At 56.3% G+C, this 18,974-nt stretch carries 18 protein-coding genes and 1 pseudogene; 16 read left to right on the top strand and 3 right to left on the bottom strand.

Going from position 1 to position 18,974, the window contains the following annotated elements; all coding sequences use genetic code 11:
* The 8 genes from nuoI (at position 1) to RBRH_RS09005 (ending at position 7,579) form a co-directional block, all read left to right on the top strand.
* Positions 1–489: an NADH-quinone oxidoreductase subunit NuoI gene (gene nuoI / locus RBRH_RS18985; RefSeq protein WP_013435900.1), complete on the top strand. Its 489-nt coding sequence runs from the start codon at positions 1–3 to the stop codon at positions 487–489.
* Positions 490–556: 67 nt separating this feature from the next.
* Entirely contained in the window at positions 557–1,249 is a 693-nt protein-coding gene (locus tag RBRH_RS09035) for an NADH-quinone oxidoreductase subunit J (RefSeq protein WP_041753725.1), read from the top strand.
* A gap of 22 nt (positions 1,250–1,271) precedes the next feature.
* Complete coding sequence (gene nuoK, locus RBRH_RS09030) at positions 1,272–1,577, top strand: NADH-quinone oxidoreductase subunit NuoK (protein ID WP_041753724.1); 306 nt, start codon at positions 1,272–1,274, stop codon at positions 1,575–1,577.
* Positions 1,578–1,597: 20 nt separating this feature from the next.
* On the top strand, positions 1,598–3,631 hold the full coding sequence (nuoL, locus tag RBRH_RS09025; RefSeq protein ID WP_013435897.1) for an NADH-quinone oxidoreductase subunit L: 2,034 nt from the start codon (positions 1,598–1,600) through the stop codon (positions 3,629–3,631).
* Between the two features lie 13 nt (positions 3,632–3,644).
* Entirely contained in the window at positions 3,645–5,141 is a 1,497-nt protein-coding gene (locus tag RBRH_RS09020; protein WP_013435896.1) for an NADH-quinone oxidoreductase subunit M, read from the top strand.
* An 18-nt stretch (positions 5,142–5,159) separates the two neighbouring features.
* A complete protein-coding gene (gene nuoN, locus RBRH_RS09015) occupies positions 5,160–6,632 on the top strand; it encodes an NADH-quinone oxidoreductase subunit NuoN (protein WP_013435895.1) in 1,473 nt (490 codons plus the stop codon).
* Between the two features lie 14 nt (positions 6,633–6,646).
* On the top strand, positions 6,647–6,961 hold the full coding sequence (locus RBRH_RS09010; protein ID WP_013435894.1) for a DUF2818 family protein: 315 nt from the start codon (positions 6,647–6,649) through the stop codon (positions 6,959–6,961).
* 27 nt (positions 6,962–6,988) lie between these two features.
* The gene (locus RBRH_RS09005) at positions 6,989–7,579 is read left to right on the top strand and encodes an NUDIX domain-containing protein (protein WP_013435893.1); all 591 of its coding nucleotides are present in this window, start codon (positions 6,989–6,991) and stop codon (positions 7,577–7,579) included.
* A gap of 88 nt (positions 7,580–7,667) precedes the next feature.
* Here RBRH_RS09005 and RBRH_RS21360 read toward each other — a convergent pair.
* A pseudogene (locus tag RBRH_RS21360) lies at positions 7,668–8,044 on the bottom strand (IS3 family transposase); the annotation flags it as partial.
* Positions 8,045–8,166: 122 nt separating this feature from the next.
* Between RBRH_RS21360 and RBRH_RS08995 the strand changes: the two are divergent.
* The 4 genes from RBRH_RS08995 (at position 8,167) to RBRH_RS21355 (ending at position 10,205) form a co-directional block, all read left to right on the top strand.
* Positions 8,167–8,631: a contractile injection system tape measure protein gene (locus RBRH_RS08995; protein ID WP_013435889.1), complete on the top strand. Its 465-nt coding sequence runs from the start codon at positions 8,167–8,169 to the stop codon at positions 8,629–8,631.
* 135 nt (positions 8,632–8,766) lie between these two features.
* Positions 8,767–9,726 carry an esterase/lipase family protein gene (locus tag RBRH_RS08990; protein WP_157864414.1) on the top strand — a complete coding sequence of 320 codons (960 nt, stop codon included), beginning with the start codon at positions 8,767–8,769 and terminating at the stop codon, positions 9,724–9,726.
* 25 nt (positions 9,727–9,751) lie between these two features.
* A complete protein-coding gene (locus RBRH_RS08985; protein ID WP_013435887.1) occupies positions 9,752–10,108 on the top strand; it encodes a hypothetical protein in 357 nt (118 codons plus the stop codon).
* Positions 10,109–10,115: 7 nt separating this feature from the next.
* The gene (locus RBRH_RS21355; RefSeq protein WP_157864413.1) at positions 10,116–10,205 is read left to right on the top strand and encodes an AAA family ATPase; all 90 of its coding nucleotides are present in this window, start codon (positions 10,116–10,118) and stop codon (positions 10,203–10,205) included.
* Between the two features lie 33 nt (positions 10,206–10,238).
* Here the strand turns inward: RBRH_RS21355 and RBRH_RS08980 are convergent, their stop codons facing one another.
* Together RBRH_RS08980 and cofE are read right to left on the bottom strand one after the other, a co-directional pair.
* Positions 10,239–11,366: a hypothetical protein gene (locus RBRH_RS08980; protein WP_013435886.1), complete on the bottom strand. Its 1,128-nt coding sequence runs from the start codon at positions 11,364–11,366 to the stop codon at positions 10,239–10,241.
* Positions 11,367–11,584: 218 nt separating this feature from the next.
* Entirely contained in the window at positions 11,585–12,397 is an 813-nt protein-coding gene (gene cofE / locus RBRH_RS08975) for a coenzyme F420-0:L-glutamate ligase (RefSeq protein WP_013435884.1), read from the bottom strand.
* A 267-nt stretch (positions 12,398–12,664) separates the two neighbouring features.
* Here cofE and cofC point away from each other — a divergent pair, with 267 nt between their 5' ends.
* The 4 genes from cofC to RBRH_RS08955 all read left to right on the top strand — a co-directional run bounded on the left by cofC (position 12,665) and on the right by RBRH_RS08955 (position 18,968).
* Positions 12,665–13,330 carry a 2-phospho-L-lactate guanylyltransferase gene (gene cofC / locus RBRH_RS08970; RefSeq protein ID WP_013435883.1) on the top strand — a complete coding sequence of 222 codons (666 nt, stop codon included), beginning with the start codon at positions 12,665–12,667 and terminating at the stop codon, positions 13,328–13,330.
* Complete coding sequence (gene cofH, locus RBRH_RS08965) at positions 13,318–15,810, top strand: 5-amino-6-(D-ribitylamino)uracil--L-tyrosine 4-hydroxyphenyl transferase CofH (RefSeq protein ID WP_013435882.1); 2,493 nt, start codon at positions 13,318–13,320, stop codon at positions 15,808–15,810. The genes cofC and cofH overlap by 13 nt, the downstream gene beginning before the upstream one ends.
* A 221-nt stretch (positions 15,811–16,031) precedes the next feature.
* The gene (gene cofD, locus RBRH_RS08960) at positions 16,032–17,018 is read left to right on the top strand and encodes a 2-phospho-L-lactate transferase (protein WP_013435881.1); all 987 of its coding nucleotides are present in this window, start codon (positions 16,032–16,034) and stop codon (positions 17,016–17,018) included.
* Positions 17,019–17,144: 126 nt separating this feature from the next.
* The gene (locus tag RBRH_RS08955; protein ID WP_013435879.1) at positions 17,145–18,968 is read left to right on the top strand and encodes an ABCB family ABC transporter ATP-binding protein/permease; all 1,824 of its coding nucleotides are present in this window, start codon (positions 17,145–17,147) and stop codon (positions 18,966–18,968) included.
* Positions 18,969–18,974 lie beyond the last annotated feature (6 nt).

The raw sequence follows: 18,974 nt of genomic DNA, 5'->3' as shown, positions 1-18,974 counted from the left end.
ATGAACGCAATTCAGAATTTTTTCAAGACATTCTTTCTGACCGAGTTGCTCAAGGGGCTCGCGCTGACCGGACGGTATGCGTTCCAGCGCAAGATTACTGTGCAGTTTCCCGAAGAAAAGACGCCGATTTCGCCGCGCTTTCGCGGACTGCATGCGCTGCGCCGCTATGAGAATGGCGAGGAGCGCTGCATTGCATGCAAGCTGTGCGAGGCGGTCTGTCCGGCACTGGCGATCACGATCGAATCGGAAGTCCGTGCTGACAACACGCGCCGCACGACGCGTTACGACATCGACCTAACCAAGTGCATCTTCTGTGGCTTTTGCGAAGAGAGCTGCCCGGTCGATTCGATCGTCGAGACGCAGATCCTCGAGTATCACGGCGAGAAGCGCGGCGACCTGTATTTCACGAAGGACATGCTGCTCGCGGTCGGCGATCGCTACGAAGCCCAGATTGCGGCGGCGAAGGCGGCCGACGCACCGTACCGGTGAGCGTCGCGGGGCTCGTCGCCCCGACGCACGATACGATAACGATACGCCTAACGATGATCCGGTAAACATGGAATTCACGACCGTCCTTTTCTACATCTTCGCGCTGCTCATGACCGTGTCAGGGCTCAAGGTGATTACCGCGCGCAACCCGGTGAGCTCGGCGCTGTTTCTAGTGCTCGCGTTCTTCAACGCCGCCGCGATCTGGATGCTGCTCGAGGCCGAGTTCCTCGCGATCCTGTTGGTGCTCGTCTACGTCGGCGCCGTGATGGTGCTGTTCCTGTTCGTCGTGATGATGCTGGACATCAACCTCGATGTGTTGCGGCGCGACTTCCGCCGCTTTGTGCCGGTGGCGACGATTGTCGGCGCGATCATCGTGATCGAGACCGCGTTGATTCTGTGGCACGGTTACGGCGCGACCGTTTCGCCGGTGCATGATGCCGTGCAGGCGACACAAGCAGCCGGAGCCGGGGGCGCGCTATCGAACACCCGTATGATTGGCCGCATCATCTACAGCGACTACATCTTCGCGTTCGAGGTCGCGGGCCTCGTGCTGTTGGTCGCGATCGTCGCGGCGCTCGCGCTGACGATCCGCGACGGCAAGGACGTGAAGCGCCAGCGCGTCAGCGAGCAGGTGCGGGTGCGGCGCGAGGATCGCGTGCGGCTGGTACGAATGGCCGCCGAGAAGCAGGCACCGGACGCCTCGACGCAACCGGCGACGCCGGGCAACACCGGTGCTGGCGCGGTTGGCGACACTCGCTGATCGAGACAAGGAGAAAAGAACCATGTTGAGCCTCGCTCATTACCTCGTGCTCGGCGCAATCCTATTTGCGATCTCGATCGTTGGGATCTTCCTGAACCGCCGCAACGTGATCATCATCTTGATGGCGATCGAGTTGATGCTGCTCGCGGTGAACACCAATTTCGTCGCGTTCTCGCACTATCTCGGCGACGCGCACGGCCAGATCTTCGTGTTCTTTGTGCTGACCGTGGCCGCGGCCGAAGCGGCGATCGGCCTCGCGATCCTGGTCACATTGTTCCGCAGCCTCGACACGATCAACGTCGAGGATCTCGACCGGCTCAAGGGTTAAGGAAAAAGGCCCTGACTGTTATGGCAACGATACTCAATCCCAACCTACTGCTGGCAGTCCCGCTGGCGCCCCTGGCCGGCTCGCTGATCGCCGGCCTGTTCGGCAAGACCATCGGCCGCCACAACGCGCATCGCGTGACGATCCTCGGCGTAGCAATCGCATTCGTGATCTCCGCGCTGGTGTTCCTCGATGTGCTCGATGGCGCCAGTTTCAACGGCACGATCTACGAATGGGCGACGCTGCCGAGCATCGTGCCGGGACAGGACAGCTTGAAGCTCGAAATCGGCTTCCTGGTCGACTCGCTGACTGCGATGATGATGTGCGTGGTCACCTTCGTGTCGCTGATGGTGCATATCTACACGATCGGCTACATGCAGGAGGACCCGGGCTATCAGCGCTTCTTCTCGTACATCTCGCTGTTCACGTTCTCGATGCTGATGCTCGTGATGAGCAACAACTTCCTGCAACTGTTCTTCGGGTGGGAAGCGGTCGGGCTGGTGTCCTACTTGCTGATCGGCTTTTGGTACACGCGTCCGACTGCGATCTACGCGAACCTGAAGGCGTTCCTCGTGAACCGCGTCGGTGACTTTGGCTTTTTGCTCGGCATCGGTCTGGTGCTCGCGTATGTCGGCTCGTTGAACTATGGCGACGTCTTCGCGCATCGCGACGCGCTGACCAGCGCAGGCATGCTGCCCGGCACGCACTGGCAGCTGATTACGGTGACTTGCATCTGCCTGTTCATCGGCGCGATGGGCAAGTCCGCGCAGTTCCCGCTGCACGTCTGGCTACCTGACTCGATGGAAGGCCCGACGCCGATCTCCGCGCTGATCCACGCCGCCACGATGGTGACCGCGGGCATCTTCATGGTCACGCGGATGTCGCCGCTGTTCGAGTTGTCCGACGCCGCGCTGTCGTTCGTGATGGTGATTGGCGCGATCACTGCACTGTTCATGGGCTTCCTCGGTATCGTGCAGAACGATATCAAGCGGGTCGTCGCGTACTCGACGCTGTCCCAGCTCGGTTACATGACCGTAGCGCTCGGCGCCTCCGCATACTCGGTCGCGGTATTCCACCTGATGACGCACGCGTTCTTTAAGGCACTGCTGTTCCTGGGTGCCGGTTCAGTGATCATCGGCATGCATCACGACCAGGATATGCGCAACATGGGCGGGCTGCGCAAGTACATGCCGATCACGTGGATAACGTCGTTGGTCGGCTCGCTTGCGCTGATCGGCACGCCGTTCTTCTCTGGCTTTTATTCGAAGGACTCGATTATCGAGGCGGTCAAGTTGTCGCATTTGCCGGGCTCGGGATTCGCGTACTTCGCGGTGACCGCCAGCGTGTTCGTGACTGCGCTGTACGCATTCCGGATGGTTTTCATGGTGTTCCACGGTCCGGAGCGCTTCCGCAACGTGCGTCATGACGACGATGGGCACGGCCATCATGGGCATGGCGCGCACGAGCCGCACGAGACGCCGTGGGTGGTCACGCTGCCGCTGGTGCTGCTCGCGATCCCGTCCGTTGTGATCGGTGCGATCGCGGTGGGCCCGATGATTTTCGGCGACTTCTTCTCGCACGGCGTCGTGTTCGATAAGGTTGTCTACATCAGTGAGCACCACGACGCGTTGCGGGAGATGGCCGGGGAGTTTCACGGCTGGATGCCGATGGCGCTGCACTCGCTATCCAGTTTGCCGATCTGGCTCGCGTTGGTCGGTGTCATCGTCGCCTGGTTCCTGTACCTGAAGCGGCCAGACCTCCCGGCGGCGATCCGCCAGCGCTTCTCGGGCATCTATACGCTGCTAGACAATAAGTACTACATGGACAAGATCAACGAGGTCGTGTTCGCTAAGGGCGCGGTGACGTTCGGCAAAGGACTTTGGAAGGAGGGCGATGTCGTCGTGATCGACGGTTTGGTCAACGGCAGCGCGCGCGCGGTCGCGAAGTTTGCCGGCGTGATCCGCTTCCTGCAAACTGGTTACATTTACCACTACGCGTTCGCCATGATTATCGGCATGTTGGGGTTGCTGACCCTGTTCGTTACGCTGAGCAAATAACGCGAGGACAGGTATGCACGCTCATTTCCCCGTTTTGACTTTCGCGATCTGGTTGCCGATCGCGTTCGGTATTGCCGTTCTTGCAGTCGGCTCAGACAAGACACCCGGTGTCGCGCGCTGGACTGCGCTGATCGGCGCGGTGATTAGCTTCATCGTCACGCTGCCGTTGATCAGCGGCTTCGACGCAAGCACCTCGGCGCTGCAGTTCGTTGAAGTCGCGCCGTGGATCGAACGTTTCAATATCACGTATCACCTCGGCGTCGACGGGCTGTCGATGTGGTTCGTCGTGCTGACCGCATTCATCACGGTCATCGTTGTGATTGCCGGATGGGAGGTGATTACGGACCGCGTGGCGCAGTACATGGCCGCGTTCCTCATCCTGTCGGGCTTGATGGTGGGCGTGTTCTCGGCGGCCGACGGAATGCTGTTCTATGTGTTCTTTGAGGCGACGCTGATCCCGATGTACCTGATTATCGGTGTCTGGGGCGGCCCGAACCGCGTGTATGCGGCGTTCAAGTTCTTCCTGTACACGCTGGCCGGCTCGTTGCTGATGCTGGTCGCATTGATTTACTTGTACACGCAGTCGCAATCGTTCGAGTTGTCAGCTTGGCACGCGCTGCCGCTCGGCATGACGCCGCAGGTGCTGTTGTTCGTCGCGTTCTTCCTCGCGTTTGCGGTGAAGGTGCCGATGTGGCCGGTGCACACATGGTTGCCCGACGCGCACGTCGAGGCGCCGACTGGCGGCTCGGTCGTGTTGGCGGCGATCATGCTGAAGCTGGGCGCGTACGGCTTCCTGCGCTTCTCGCTGCCGATCGCGCCGGATGCGAGCCACATGCTGGCGCCGGCCGTCATCACGCTGTCGCTCGTCGCCGTGATCTATATCGGCTTCGTCGCCCTGGTGCAGGCCGACATGAAAAAGCTGGTCGCGTATTCGTCGATCACGCACATGGGTTTTGTCACGCTCGGCTTCTTTCTGTTCAGCCAGCTCGGCGTCGAAGGTGCCATCGTACAGATGATCTCGCACGGTTTCGTGTCGGGTGCGATGTTCCTGTGCATCGGCGTGCTGTATGACCGCATGCACTCGCGCCAGATCGCTGACTACGGTGGCGTCGTCAACACGATGCCTAAGTTTGCGGCGCTCGCGATACTGTTCTCGATGGCCAATTGTGGATTGCCGGGCACATCCGGGTTCGTCGGCGAATTCATGGTGATCCTGGCGGCCGTGAAGTTCAATTTCTGGATCGGATTGCTCGCGGCGATTACGCTGATCCTGGGCGCCGCGTACACGTTGTGGATGGTCAAGCGCGTCTATTTTGGCGCGGTCGCGAACGACCATGTCGCGAAGCTCGTCGATGTGAGTCGCCGCGAGTTCTGGATGTTGATGGTGCTGGCGTTGCTCGTGCTGTATATGGGCATCTACCCGAAGCCGTTCACGAACGTGATGCACGAATCGGTGATTAACCTGCTCTCCCATGTCGCGCAGTCGAAGCTGCCGGCGTTGCCGCAGTAAGGGAGGATTGACAACACTATGCAAAACGCTCCTCTCAGTGCCCTGTTGCCCGACGCATTCCTGATGATCGTCACTGTCGTCGCATGGCTAAACGACATCATCACCGGCAAGAAGGGCCGTGGCCTGACCTATGTGATCGCGGTCGCGTCCGGCTTGATCGCCGCGCTTTGGTATGCGGTGATCGCGAACGATCCGCATTCGCACTACTACTTCTCGAACATGTATGTGGTCGACCCGTTCGCGAGCCTGATGAAGTCGTTCATCTCGCTTGGCTTTGCGGTGTCGCTGATCTATTCGCGCAAGTACCTCGAGGAACGTGACCTGTTCCGCGGCGACTTCTATCTGCTGGCGCTGTTCTCGCTGCTTGGACAGCTGGTGATGGTGTCAGGCAACAATTTTCTGACGCTGTATCTGGGATTGGAACTGATGTCCCTATCGTTGTACGCGATCATCGCGCTGCGTCGTGACGTGCCGCAGTCCAACGAAGCGGCGATGAAGTACTACGTGCTCGGGGCGCTGGCGTCTGGCTTCCTGCTATACGGCATCTCGATGATGTACGGCGCGACCGGCTCGCTCGAGCTGCATGACGTGTTCACCGCGATCGCGTCGGGTCGCATCAACTATGCCGTGTTGCTGTTCGGTGTGATTTTTATCGTTGCCGGCATCGCGTTTAAGATGGGGGCCGTGCCGTTCCACATGTGGGTACCTGACGTTTATCATGGCGCGCCGACCGCGATGACGTTGCTCACTGGCGGCGGCCCGAAAGTCGCGGCCTTCGCGTGGGGGCTGCGCTTCTTGGTGATGGGGATGTTGCCGCTGGCGGTCGATTGGCAGACGATGCTGGTGATTCTGGCCGCGCTGTCGTTGATCGTGGGCAATATCACCGGTATCGTGCAACGCAACGTGAAGCGGATGCTCGCTTACTCGGCGATCTCGAATATGGGCTTCGTGCTGCTCGGCCTGCTGTCCGGCGTTGTCGATGGCAAGGCGAGTGGTGCGGCGAGCGCATACGGATCCGCGGTGTTTTACAGCATCACGTATCTGCTGACGACACTGGGCTCGTTCGGTATCGTGATGCTGCTTGCGCGCCGCGATTTCGAGGCCGACACGCTGGATGACTTCAAGGGCTTGAACAAGCGCAGTCCAGTGTTCGCGTTCGTGATGTTGTTGATGATGTTCTCGTTGGCGGGCATCCCGCCGACGGTCGGCTTTTATGCGAAATTCGCGGTACTCGAGGCCGCGGTGAATGCGAACCTGACGTGGCTGGCGGTGCTCGCGGTCGTCACGTCGCTGTTCGGGGCGTTCTACTATCTGCGCATCGTCAAACTGATGTACTTCGACGAGCCAGTTGACGCGACGCCGATCACTACCTATGGTGGCAATCGCGCACTGCTCGCGCTTAACGGTCTCGCGGTGCTGCTGCTGGGCATCGTTCCCGGACCGCTGATGTCGAGCTGCCTGCAGGCGGTGCGCCAGACGCTGTCGCTGTAACGACGGCTGTCACGATGTCGCCCGCTGGCTGGTTTATCGTCCTGGTCGCGCTGCTCGGCGCGAACCTGCCGTTCGTCAACCAGCGGTTACTGGCAATACTGCCGGTACCCGGTGCCGCGCCGGGCGCACGCAAGAGCGCCTGGTGGCGGATCGCCGAGTTGATCGCGCTTTACTTTGCCACGGGGCTGCTCGGTTTTGCGCTCGAGGCACGGGCCGGCAATCGCTTCGAGCAAGGGTGGCAGTTTTACGCGGTGACGTTTAGCCTGTTTGTGGTGCTTGCGTTTCCCGGCTTCGTTTACCAGTATCTCGTCAAGCGGCGCGCCGCGTGAATCGGCGACCGCTCAAAAAGGCGCGACATGACACGCATTCCAAGCGACGACGCCCATCTGGTCGAGACCCGGCTCGACGGCCAGACCCTATATGACGGCCATTTCCTGACGCTCAAGCGTGACACCGTACGACTGCCAGACGGCAAGACGGCCACGCGCGAGTTTGTCGAGCATCCCGGTGCGGTGATGGTATTGCCGCTGCTCGATGACGGTCGCGTGCTGATGGAGCGCCAGTATCGTTACCCGGTTGGCCGTGTGATGGTTGAGTTCCCGGCCGGCAAGCTCGATCCACAGGAAGGGGCGCTCGCGTGCGCTCAACGCGAGTTGCGCGAGGAAACTGGCTATCGTGCGAACGAGTTTGTCTACCTGACTCGTATCCACCCGGTCATTTCGTATTCGACCGAATTTATCGACCTGTATTTGGCGCGTGGTCTGACTGAAGGTGAGCGTGCGCTGGACGATGGTGAGTTTCTGGAGACGATCGTCGTCGAACCGGCCATCTTGCACGAGTGGATTCGGCGCGGGGAGGTGAGCGACGTCAAGACGATTATTGGCGCGTTCTGGCTTGAGAAAATCTTGTCTGGTGTTTGGTCGGCAAATACCGCGCAGGTAGTCTGATGCCGGCGTGGCTGGTCGAAGCCGCGCCGAGTTGGCCATGGAAGGTACGTGCAATCGCGCTAGAATGATCCGCCATGGCCAATGCCCAGTACAGCGCCTCGACGCCCATGCACCCCATCAGCGTGCGCACGCGCTGACGGCCGATCTCATGTCCCTCGCGGCGCGCGCAGGCGTGCTCTGGCAAACGGAAACGCCATGTGCAGTTCGTCGATCCGTCGCATCAGCAACTGATCGGCCTTGCGCGTCGGCCGCGGCCGGTAAGACGCGCTCGATCTCGCAATGCCGACGAGCCGGGTCTGCTGCGAAACCGGCAGTGCATGCGCACGCTCGATCATCGCTTTGCACTCAGCCATCCCGCCTTGGTGAGCGCGCCTTTTAAAAAATCATTTCCAGGGTCAACTGGCCGGTGTTGGCATGCAGCGCCTTCAGCTCTACCAGTGGCTCGCTCGGCCGCGCCGTGGCCGATTCCCAATGACGGGATCGTTTTACTTTGGCCGTTGCTGCCCAGCCTGCTGGAACAACAGGGTATCGAGTTGCGCTCGCGCGAGCCGGCAAGCGGTTACCAGGCGGTGTTAGCCTTGTAAACATTGATTGGGGAAGACGCCGACCTGGTGCTCGACTCGTGGCTGCTGTGGCTGCTGTGCGCGTTGCCGCCCGGGGTACTCCCTCGTGTAGCAGCGCCCGGACTCACGTCACCGCAACAGGCGACAGTCGCCACGTGGCTGGCGGCCTTACCCGCTCGTTTGCCTGGTTGGCAGCACTTAAGCATCACGGACGTGCGCACGCTGTTCTTGCAACGCACAGGCGTATTGCGGTGCGAGCGCAGCACCTGGCAGCTCGAGCTAGCCCGCGACGCCAGCGACTGGCTGCTGATGCAGTGGCCCTGGCAGCATTTGCGAGTGACGCTCTCGGGCGTGGTGACGGCAGACGACAATATTTGCATCCGCGCAATCCTACAGCACTGGACATCAAGCGCGACGCTTGCCGGCTACGCACTGATCGTCGATGAAGCGGACACGCAGCTGCACTTGCTCCCGACGCCCCACTACTAGATGCGCAGAGACTTGAAGCGATCTCGTGCACGACAAATCGGTATTGTGTCAGAGGCGAACCGATGATATACAGCTGTTATGTGATGTGTTGCTACGTCAATCTAGCGCAAAATCATTGCATTGACGAGGTGGATGATGAGAAAGGCTTATGAGATCCAGTCCGGCCAACAGAGAAAGGCAAGGCGAGCGCAGGTTGAACCCAGCCAAGATGAGCTGGATTCATCTGCCAGACTGGTCAGCTGGCTGGATATCGATCCAGAGAGGCCATTCAAAGGAGCGGAAGCCATTTCGAAACGCTTGTACAATGGATCGCAAGAGATTCATACCACCAATCTTGAGATAGGCCACGATAAAAGTATTCCCAAGGACAAAAAAGAAGCCGTCTCGGAAGCCACACAGGAGCAAATGACTTATGGCTTATTGAATTTCTTGCGCAAAATGCCCTATCTTAATCGCCCACCCAATTTTATCGGGTCGTCCGAGCAATCAAACAATGGCATTGAAACCATTTTGGTTCATGGCACGTTCAACGCCACCGCGGCTGAAGTAGGGTGGACCAGTCCGAATGGAAAATACGCCGATATTGTCCGGGAAAAATTTGGCGGGAAAGTAAGTGCTTTACAATGGAGTGGCAAAAATCATCGGCTTGCCCGCATTGAGGCGGCGCAAACCCTTGCAAGGAAAATCGATGAAAACACACGGGCCGGTATCATCACGAATGTCATTGCCCATAGCCATGGTGGCAATGTCGCTTTTGAAGCGATTAAGCTGACGCAAGGTCATATTGAACAACTGGTCACCTTAGGCACACCCATCCGAGGTGATCATTTACCGCCGACAGAGAAGCTCAGGGAAACGGTAGAACATTATATTCATATTTCAGGTGGCAAAGATACCGTTGCCCCCAAAGGCGGCCTAGATTTTGTCACGCCATTTAAAGACAATTTCTTCCAAAAAATGGGGTTAAATAAGGCTAAGATAAAAAATTCGTTGGCCGATACCGAGCTTCATGTGGCGGACGCCACCCATAGCGAACTCCATTCGAAAGCCGTTTTAGGGCTGCTTACCGCGATAACCCAAGCGACACGGTTGTAAGGCTGGCCAATGGACAGCGCAGGACGTGGCATGGTTGCACGATCAACTGGTTTCGTGCAGCCCGGCGGCCATCCCACTTGAACTCGAGACACTCGTGCAGCGTTTTCGGCTGGCGCCGGAGGCAGTGGCACCCGCCTTGCAGGAGGCCGATAGTTACCGCCAGCAACGCGGCGCCGATACGGTGCTTGAAGCATCGGACTTAAGTCGGGCGTTTGGGCTGCGCGCGCAACGCGCGTTCGGCTTCCTCGCGCAGCGCATTACGCCCAGCCGAGACTGGGACGATCTGATGGTAGGCGACGACGTGCAGCGCCAGCTACGCGAAGTGGGGGCCGCGATTCGCCATCGGGAGGCGGTGCTAGCGCGGCTTTGCACGCAAGCTTAGCACTGCCATGGGCATCAGTGCGCTCTTTTACGGCGCCTCGGGCACCGGCAAGACGCTGGCTGCCAAAGTGTTGGCTAGCACGCTCGGGACATCCTGAGCGGCCCGCGCTTGGCCTACAGCGCACGCAACGTCATATGCCTGGCTCCATCGCGACACTGTGCTGGTGCGTCGCCTGTAACGTTTCTGTCGTCTCTTCGTCATCTGACGAAGCTTCTGCAAGCGGATCTTCCAGTATGACCTGTAAAGACTGGTTTTTATCAGAAGTTTGCGTTTCAGCGGGTGCCCAATTTTCAGTCATCCATTTTTCTACGGACTGCGTCACGCTTGCCGGTAATTTCGGTCGCGTCGTTGACTGTGCCTGTATCGCATGACACAGTGCTGCTCTATGCGAATCCATTGACGTCGGTTGAGTCGCGGTATTCAGCGAAGTCGATGGCACCGGCGCCGCATTGCTGTGCGCCTTGTTAGTCGCTTTCTCGCGCAGCACTTCCCCAAGCACTTTTCCGGTCGCGCTGTCACTTGTCTTACCCGATGCTTCACGCATCTTTTCTGAAAGCTGCGCACCCGTTGCGGCCGTTCCGCCAATTTTAAGGACGGCAGATGCAACTTTGGCGGCTGGATGGGGAATCATGCCGATTGCCGCCGCAGCAGCATTGGCAGCGCCTAAACCGGCTGCGGCCGCAGTCGTATCATGCGAAATACGGCTACTCATTGCATCCGCGACTTGCTGGACACCTTCTGGCGTGGTGGTGACGCTGGCGATGGCGGCACTCGCTGCTGCCTTAACTGTTTTGTACGTTCCTTCGACTGAATCGGTGGCGACTGCATGAGTAATTTTAGTTGCTTCTTGCGGTGTAATCGAGGCGTTTCCACGTGCAATATTGGCTGCGCCTTGCAACGTTCTAGCATCATCTGCCAAATMGTGGAGGGCTGTTTGAACGTTTTGCATTGACTGAGACGGTTGCGTTATCACAGTTCGACATTTTTCCAGCAAATTCACGCGTTTATTATATTGATTAACAATACCCTCAGTGACAGGATTGGCATTTTCCGAGGGAGCGATACGCTGGCTGATATCATTAAGGCGCTGGTTACCTGTTCTTAGTAGAGAGTTGGGAACCCTTGACGGGCCTGGCGCATGGACCTTCTCCGCTTCGTTAGCGGTTTCGTTAGTTTTGGACATGCGGTCAATTATTGCACCTCCGACAAGACCACCCCCCACTTTAACCGCTGCTTTTCCCAATTTGGCTGCCCACATACCACCTCCCGCGTGTATTGACCTCGCCTACTGACCGACTCGTACCCCCTTCAGGTAGACCTCTTTATACTTGACGCTGCGCCACACGCGTTAAACAAACACGTTATCACGCCAGCTTCTTTTGCCGTCCATCGACAGTCTGATGCCTCGATCCAGCACGGTCTCGGTGAACGCGTTCGCCGTGAACTGGCTTCGCGCGGCCACCTCTCATTTCACGCTTAGGCCATTTCCACCGCCAGTGTGGAGGAGGTTTCACGAAATAAATCTTCCTCTTTGGGGCGAATAAGCTGCTGGACCGTTCCATCAGCGGGGGGCAAATTCGCGCCGCGGATCAGCACAACAGGCGATCCTTCATCGGCTTGTCCCATTAAGAAAGACGCTGCTGCGGCGAGTTCATCGGCCACTGCCACTTGGGTTGTTCGTAAGAGYTGCCCAAACAGATCCGGCTTCCCAATATAATTTTTAAGCGGGGAAAAGCCCGCTACACCGATTGCGCATCCTGCCGTGCCATGGCGCCACACTCTGCCAAAACTATCGTTGATGATGATGTGGACATCGACGCCGCACAAGCGATGAAACTGTTTTTTTAATTCGCGTGCACTGTGATCCGGGTCTTTCGGAAGCAGAAGCACACTGTCTTCATCACCAACATTGGAATGATCGATACCGGCATTCGCCATCACGCATCCGAGACGGTGAGCGGTGATCAGTACACCGTCTTGCCTGTGTGCAACGATTTCTGCCGACTCCGATAGGATCAGTTCAACGAGCCGTGGATCTTTATCCACTTTCTGCGCCAAATCGATAGCTTGTTTGCCGGGCGTGACAGAAGATAGTGCAGCCCATCGTCCTTCGGACTTTGAAACGATCTTTTGCGCAAGCACTAACACGTCGCCATTTTCTAGAGCGATACCGTTTTTGTGGATCGCCTCCTTAATAATCTGGCCAAGATCATCCCCTGTTTGTATTAAGGGAATGCCACCGATGGCGGATACAGTCATGCTTCTTGCTGTTTGTGTAGTGTGGCTCATCCTCTCAGCTCCTCACCTTCCCTTTAGTGGTGAAAAGATTCTCAGAAAAAATGGGCACAGTCAATAACAAGTGACTAGACAATTGGCTTGCTACTATGCCAGCATGTCGTCGAACTATGGCAATGCAGTGCTTGTACGCAAGCTAGCGGCACTCACGAAGGAAGCAGATGTACCAATTCGTTGTGCAATAGGTACCTAAGCCGGGTAATTGTTTCGATTGATTTGAATTCGACACAGTTGTCCTGATTCTCCGGGAAGTGAAACAATATGAGATGCAATGGTATGTCTCCTGTTTCTGTCGCCCAGCGCAATACGGGCATCTGGGCGGTCGTGCCGTTGAAAGCGCCTGAGTGTGCCAAAACCCGGTTGTCTGGCGTTTTAAGCCATGCTGCGCGCCAAGCGTTGTTTTTTTCCATGGCCAGTCATGTCATTGGTACGTTACGCGCATCGCCTCGGATTGCTTCCCTATTGGTGGTGACGCCGTCGGAAAGTACGGCGGAAATGGCCCGGGCAGCCGGTGCTGAGATCTTGTGGGGACCACCGGACGAAGGCATGGCGAATGCCTGTTCGCGAGCGATGGCTCATATTGCGGCAGCAGGCGGAGAGCGTGTGATGTTTGTCCCCGGTGATTTGCCCCTGTTGGATGGGGCGGCCATCGACATGTTGAGCCGTGCACCGGTCGATGCGATTGGCATGGCGCCAAACCGGGACGGTCATGGCACGAATGGGCTGATTTGCCGACCTGGCGCTATTCCGTTGTTTTTCAGCGGGCCAAGCTTTTCCGCTCATCAAAACGCCGCTCGGTGCGCCGGAATTGATGTTTGGATTGTCCGTTCAAGAGAGTGGGCGTTGGATGTAGACTTGCCTGCCGACCTTGAGGAATTCGAGTCTTCCATCAAAGACGCCAAGAGGAGGGTGCTATGCCAAATCTAGTAAGCAATCCTATTTACAAAATGATCCAAGAGGTCGAACGTTCCGCTAAGGGCAGTCAGCCAAGGCTAGATGACAAGGCTTTGGCGTATGAGCTTGAAGCGGTGCAAGATTGGCGTGAGTTGGCGGGTCTGGCATCGGCATGGCGCGATATCGGTTGGGGCAACGTCATCACCTATTCGCGCAAGGTTTTTATTCCGCTCACCCATCTTTGTCGAGATGTTTGCCACTACTGCACCTTTGCCAAAGCGCCACGGGTGATTGGCCAAGCATTTCTTACCGTGGACCAAGCGCTGGACATTGCGCGGGCGGGTGCTGCAGTTGGCTGTCGTGAGGCTTTGTTTACGCTCGGAGATCGGCCCGAAGCGCGTTATGCCGCTGCACGCGATGCGCTGCAGCAACTGGGTCATGCTACGACAGCCGACTATGTCGCTGAGGTCGCGCAACGCGTACGAGCTGAAACCGGGCTGCTGCCCCACTTTAATATGGGCGTGCTAAGCGCGGCAGAATACCAGATGCTGCGGCCCCATGCCCCTTCCTTCGGGTTGATGCTAGAGACGGCTTCTGAACGTCTTTCCGAGCGTGGTGGGCCGCATTACGGCTCTCCCGATAAGCACCCGGCAGCGCGGCTTGAAACGCTTCGCCTTGCCGGCGAAGCGCATATACCGATCACCTCAGGCATATTGATTGGTATCGGGGAGACACGCCGCGAGCGGCTTGAATCGCTCTTTGCGCTGCGGGATTTGCATGATCGCTATGGTCATGTGCAGGAGGTCATTATTCAGAACTTTCGCGCGAAACCCGGCACCAAAATGGTTAACGCGCCTGAGCCGTCAATGGACGAATTGTGTTGGACAACAGCGGTCGCCCGGTTGGTCCTGGGTTCCGCAATGAGCATCCAGGTGCCGCCTAATCTTTTCGACGGTGACTTGACCGATTTGATTCGCGCGGGAATCAATGATTGGGGCGGCGTATCGCCGGTCACGCCTGATCACGTTAATCCAGAAGCGCCGTGGCCGCACCTTGACCGCTTAAGTGAGGATACAGACAGGGGCGGGAAGACGTTGACCGAGCGGATAACCGTCTATCCTGCCTATATCGAGGAACGTGATCGTTGGATCGACCCGGGCTTGCATGCTGATGTGCTACGCCATTCAGATTGCAGTGGATTGGCAACAAGCGATATCTGGAAAGCCGGCTCCACGACGATAGGGGATATCGCTTGCCTGGCAGTCACTCCCACGGCTTCCCAGGTTGATCGTGTTGGTTCGCAGACGATCGATATCGTCGAGAAATGCGTGGCGGGTGAGCGCCTCGAAGAAGCCGAGCTTGTACATTTATTTAACGCACGCGGCCATGATTTTACGCATGTGACGCACACGGCGGACCGTTTGCGCAGGCAGACAAAGGGCGACACGATCACTTACGTTGTCAATCGGAACATCAACTACACCAACGTCTGCCAATACCATTGCAATTTTTGTGCTTTTTCACGAGGACCGATACAAGAAGACTTGCGCGAAAAGCCCTATATCGTTGACCTCAACGAAATCCGTCGCCGCGTCAAAGAAGCGTGGGATCGAGGGGCGACGGAGGTCTGCTTGCAAGGGGGCATTCATCCCGACTATACGGGACGTACTTATCTTGACATCTGCGAAGCGGCTAAAACAGAATGTCCAGACATGCACATTCACGCCTTTTCGCCCCTTGAGGTGCTGCATGGTGCCACGACCCTGGGGACGTCAATCAGCGCTTTTTTGTCTGATTTGAAAAGCGCTGGATTAAGTACGTTGCCTGGGACCGCAGCCGAGATCCTGGACGACGAAGTGCGGCGACAAATCTGTCCGGATAAGTTGAATACGCAAGAATGGTTGACCGTCGTGCGATCGGCACATGAGTTGGGATTGCGGACCACTTGCACGATCATGTTCGGTCATGTCGAATCGTATAAGCATTGGGCGCGACATATCCTCAGGCTTGCCGAGCTGCAACGTGATACAGGCGGGCTGACTGAGTTTGTTCCATTGCCTTTTGTCCATGAGGAAGCGCCATTATTTAAAAAGAAAGGTGCGCGTCAGGGGCCGACTTTACGAGAAGCCATTTTGATGCATGCCGTCGGGCGTCTGGCGTTTCATGGCTTGATTGACAATATTCAAACGTCTTGGGTGAAAATGGGTGAGCACGGCGCACAGCTTTGCTTGCAGGCGGGGGCTAACGATTTGGGCGGTACCCTAATGAATGAATCGATTAGCCGCGCAGCCGGTGCAGCCCACGGACAGGAAATGCCGCCTGCCGCCATGGAAGCCCTGGCCGCCAGACTCGGGCGCAATGCGATGCAGCGTACCCCGCTTTATCGTAACGTCAGTCCTGAGCGGCAGCAAGCTTCGCATGCTGCTCCTGCGCTGGTGCCTGTGCGATTCACTAAGGCCGGACGCTTGGTGCGTGGGCACGGCCATCAGGTCTTGAGTGAAGCGGAACAATGATTGGACCTGCATAGGTGGATCATAGGTGGATTCATGGTGTGGCTTGCATGTTGGCAGCCTCAAATCGATGTTGTGATGGCTCTCACGCAGCGCTTCCCATCATGGATTCACCAAGGTGCTTAATTACCCTATTAAATTAGACAGACGCTATTCGGTTTGACACGATCGGAAGGGTGATCGGTTTGGGTCAGAGAAATGCTTGATCTTTACGCAGGAAGATAATGGCAAAGTATGTTGCGTTGTGCGGCGGGGTGGGCGGCGCTAAGCTGGCCTATGGTCTAGCGCAGGTGCTTTCTGCCGACGAGTTGACGATCGTTGTGAACACGGGCGACGATTTTGAGCATCTTGGCTTGCTCATCTGTCCAGACCTGGACACGGTTGTCTATACGCTGGCCGATGTGGCAGATGCAAAAAAAGGATGGGGGCGGGCGAACGAGAGCTGGTCTTCGCAAGAAGCGCTCGCTCGTTTGGGCGGACCGGTTTGGTTCCAGCTGGGTGACAAGGACCTTGCGCTGCATCTTTATCGGCGCAGCTTGCTTGACGGTGGTGCCAGCTTGTGTGATGTAACCGAGACCATTGCGAAAGCGTTAGGTGTCAAGCATTCAATCGTCCCAATGTCTGATGATCCGGTCAGAACCATCGTTGAGACAGACGAAGGCGATTTGCCTTTCCAGACGTATTTCGTTAAACGGCGATGTGAGCCACGCGTGTCGGGGTTCCGCTTTGAAGGGGCTTCGCTAGCACGTTTATCGTCGCCATTTGAAGCAGCGTTGAGTACGCCTGACCTGGCTGGCGTAATCTTATGCCCTTCGAATCCTTTTGTCAGCATTGGACCGATTCTGGCATTACCGGGCGTGCGTGACAGGCTGCATGCGTGTAATGTGCCTGTTTTAGCTGTTGCGCCGCTTGTCGGTGGTGAAGCAGTCAAAGGCCCGTTGACTAAGATGATGCATGAACTGGGCATGAGTGTTTCGGTTGGCGAGATTGCTTCGCTTTATGCTGATTTCCTTGATCTGCTGGTGATTGATCCGTTGGATGAATGCGATCATGATCTTTTGCGTAAGGATCGTGTGGCAGTCAATAAAGTCAAGACGCTCATGACAACACCTGATGAGCGTATCGCGCTTGCGCGACACGTGCTGGCTTGCGTTGAACATCACCGAAACAATCGACAGACAGCTCACGTTGTGCAGCACAGCACCGCATAAATCACATTGACTATAATTTTTTATTAATTAGGTTGATGGCTATACAGAAATAAAAAATGATCAATGGCATGCGGTACGGCAAACGCTTGCTGAACCACTCACGAAGAATGCACTATCCACTASCGCATGCGCCGCCTTTGGGCTTTTGTTTCTCCCTTGTCATCTTCGAATTGGCGCGGCGACTGGCAGACAATCGCTGCGCTATTTCCCTATTTGATGGTTTATAAAGGGCGCGTCGCCTTCGCACTTGCCTGTCTGGTTGCCGCAAAACTCGCTAATCTAGGGGTTCCGGTGGTGATGAAAGCGATTGTCGACCAATTATCAGAAATTGACCGGTTGGCAACGCAGGAATCGTCATTTTCCTTGTTCCACGGCGTGAGTTTTCTTATTGTCGCTTATGCGGTCGTGCGTTTATCAAGCTCGCTTTTTGCTGAGCTGCGTGAAATTATCTTTGGAAAAGTGGCTTACAACGCTGCGCGACAAGTGGCACTCGCAGTATTCCGGCATCTGCACACGTTGTCGTTGTGTTTTCACCTTGAGCGGCAAACAGGTGGCCTATCGCGCGATATTGAGCGAGGCACGCGTGGCGTCAAGACGCTTGTTTCATATTCGCTCTATAATATCCTGCCAATATGTGTTGAAGTCATATTGGTACTCATTTTTTTTGCTATTCGTTACGACATCTATTATACGGTCGTCACGCTATCCGTGCTTGCGGCTTACATCACGTTTACCGTGATGGTGACAGAATGGCGTACGCGTTTAAGGCAGGAGATGAATAAGCTTGATTCACGCTCCAATACGCTAATGGTTGATTCGCTTATTAATTACGAGACAGTCAAGAACTTTGGTAACGAGCAACACGAAGTACAGCGCTATGATGAAAGCATGATGCTTTATCATGATGCGGCAGTTCGATCGCAGAAATCGCTTTCGTTCATGAATCTTGGCCAGCAGTCGATTATTGCAATCTGCATGATTGCCGTTTTATGGAGGGCGACGCAGCAGGTTGTGGATAAGCAATTGACATTGGGCGACTTTGTGTTAATCAATACATTTATGTTGCAGATATATATTCCGCTGAGTTTTTTGGGGAATATGTATCGAACTTTGAAGCAAAGTCTGACCGATATGGATCAGATGTTTTCTTTGTTAAGGCTCAGACGTGAAGTTGACGATATTCAAGGTTCATCTCCGCTTGCTGTAAGAAGCGCTGAAGTACGCTTTGAGCATGTCAGTTTTTCATATGAACCGCAACGGCAAATTTTGCGGGATGTCACCTTTACGATTGCAGCGGGTACGACGACCGCAATTGTCGGACATAGCGGCTCAGGTAAGTCGACACTCGCACGGCTGTTGCTTCGCTTTTATGATGTAGAGCATGGCGCTGGTCGTATTTTGATTGATGGCCAAGACATTCGGGCTGTGACGCAAGACTCGCTACGCGCGGCCGTTGGCATTGTGCCGCAAGATACGGTGCTTTTCCGTGACACGATCTATTACAATATTGCGTACGGACGGTTGTCTGCGTCGCCAGAAGAAGTGATAGCGGCTGCGCGCGCCGCTCATATTCATGCTTTTATTGAAAGCTTGCCCGCTGGCTATTCCACTATAGTGGGTGAGCGTGGTTTGAAATTATCTGGCGGTGAAAAACAGCGCATCGCAATTGCCCGTACCTTGCTAAAAAAGCCGCCTATTCTCATTTTTGATGAAGCGACTTCAGCACTCGATTCACGTGCCGAGCGTGCGATTCAGCGCGAGTTGAAACAGCTTGCGCGTCATCGTACAACACTAATCATTGCGCATCGTCTGTCGACCATTACGCATGCGCAACAGATTCTTGTTATGGATCAAGGTCGTATCGTTGAGTGTGGCACCCACAGAACATTGCTGAATGCAGGTGGCCTATATGCGCAAATGTGGGCATTGCAACACAAGCAGCCTGAATAAAAGCGT

Source organism: Mycetohabitans rhizoxinica HKI 454 (genome assembly GCF_000198775.1).
Taxonomy (GTDB): Bacteria; Pseudomonadota; Gammaproteobacteria; order Burkholderiales; family Burkholderiaceae; genus Mycetohabitans; species Mycetohabitans rhizoxinica.
Note: the sequence above shows the minus strand (reverse complement) of the source record. Positions and strands in the feature narration are given on the sequence as shown.

Coding starts and splice junctions, on each gene's coding strand:
- RBRH_RS08990 (WP_157864414.1), top strand. CDS start 8,767: ATGAGAAAGGCTTATGAGATCCAGTCCGGCCAACAGAGAAAGGCAAGG.
- RBRH_RS21355 (WP_157864413.1), top strand. CDS start 10,116: ATGGGCATCAGTGCGCTCTTTTACGGCGCCTCGGGCACCGGCAAGACG.
- nuoI (WP_013435900.1), top strand. CDS start 1: ATGAACGCAATTCAGAATTTTTTCAAGACATTCTTTCTGACCGAGTTG.
- nuoL (WP_013435897.1), top strand. CDS start 1,598: ATGGCAACGATACTCAATCCCAACCTACTGCTGGCAGTCCCGCTGGCG.
- cofD (WP_013435881.1), top strand. CDS start 16,032: ATGGCAAAGTATGTTGCGTTGTGCGGCGGGGTGGGCGGCGCTAAGCTG.
- RBRH_RS09010 (WP_013435894.1), top strand. CDS start 6,647: ATGTCGCCCGCTGGCTGGTTTATCGTCCTGGTCGCGCTGCTCGGCGCG.
- cofC (WP_013435883.1), top strand. CDS start 12,665: ATGAGATGCAATGGTATGTCTCCTGTTTCTGTCGCCCAGCGCAATACG.
- cofH (WP_013435882.1), top strand. CDS start 13,318: ATGCCAAATCTAGTAAGCAATCCTATTTACAAAATGATCCAAGAGGTC.
- RBRH_RS09020 (WP_013435896.1), top strand. CDS start 3,645: ATGCACGCTCATTTCCCCGTTTTGACTTTCGCGATCTGGTTGCCGATC.
- RBRH_RS09005 (WP_013435893.1), top strand. CDS start 6,989: ATGACACGCATTCCAAGCGACGACGCCCATCTGGTCGAGACCCGGCTC.
- RBRH_RS09035 (WP_041753725.1), top strand. CDS start 557: ATGGAATTCACGACCGTCCTTTTCTACATCTTCGCGCTGCTCATGACC.
- nuoK (WP_041753724.1), top strand. CDS start 1,272: ATGTTGAGCCTCGCTCATTACCTCGTGCTCGGCGCAATCCTATTTGCG.
- nuoN (WP_013435895.1), top strand. CDS start 5,160: ATGCAAAACGCTCCTCTCAGTGCCCTGTTGCCCGACGCATTCCTGATG.
- RBRH_RS08955 (WP_013435879.1), top strand. CDS start 17,145: ATGCGCCGCCTTTGGGCTTTTGTTTCTCCCTTGTCATCTTCGAATTGG.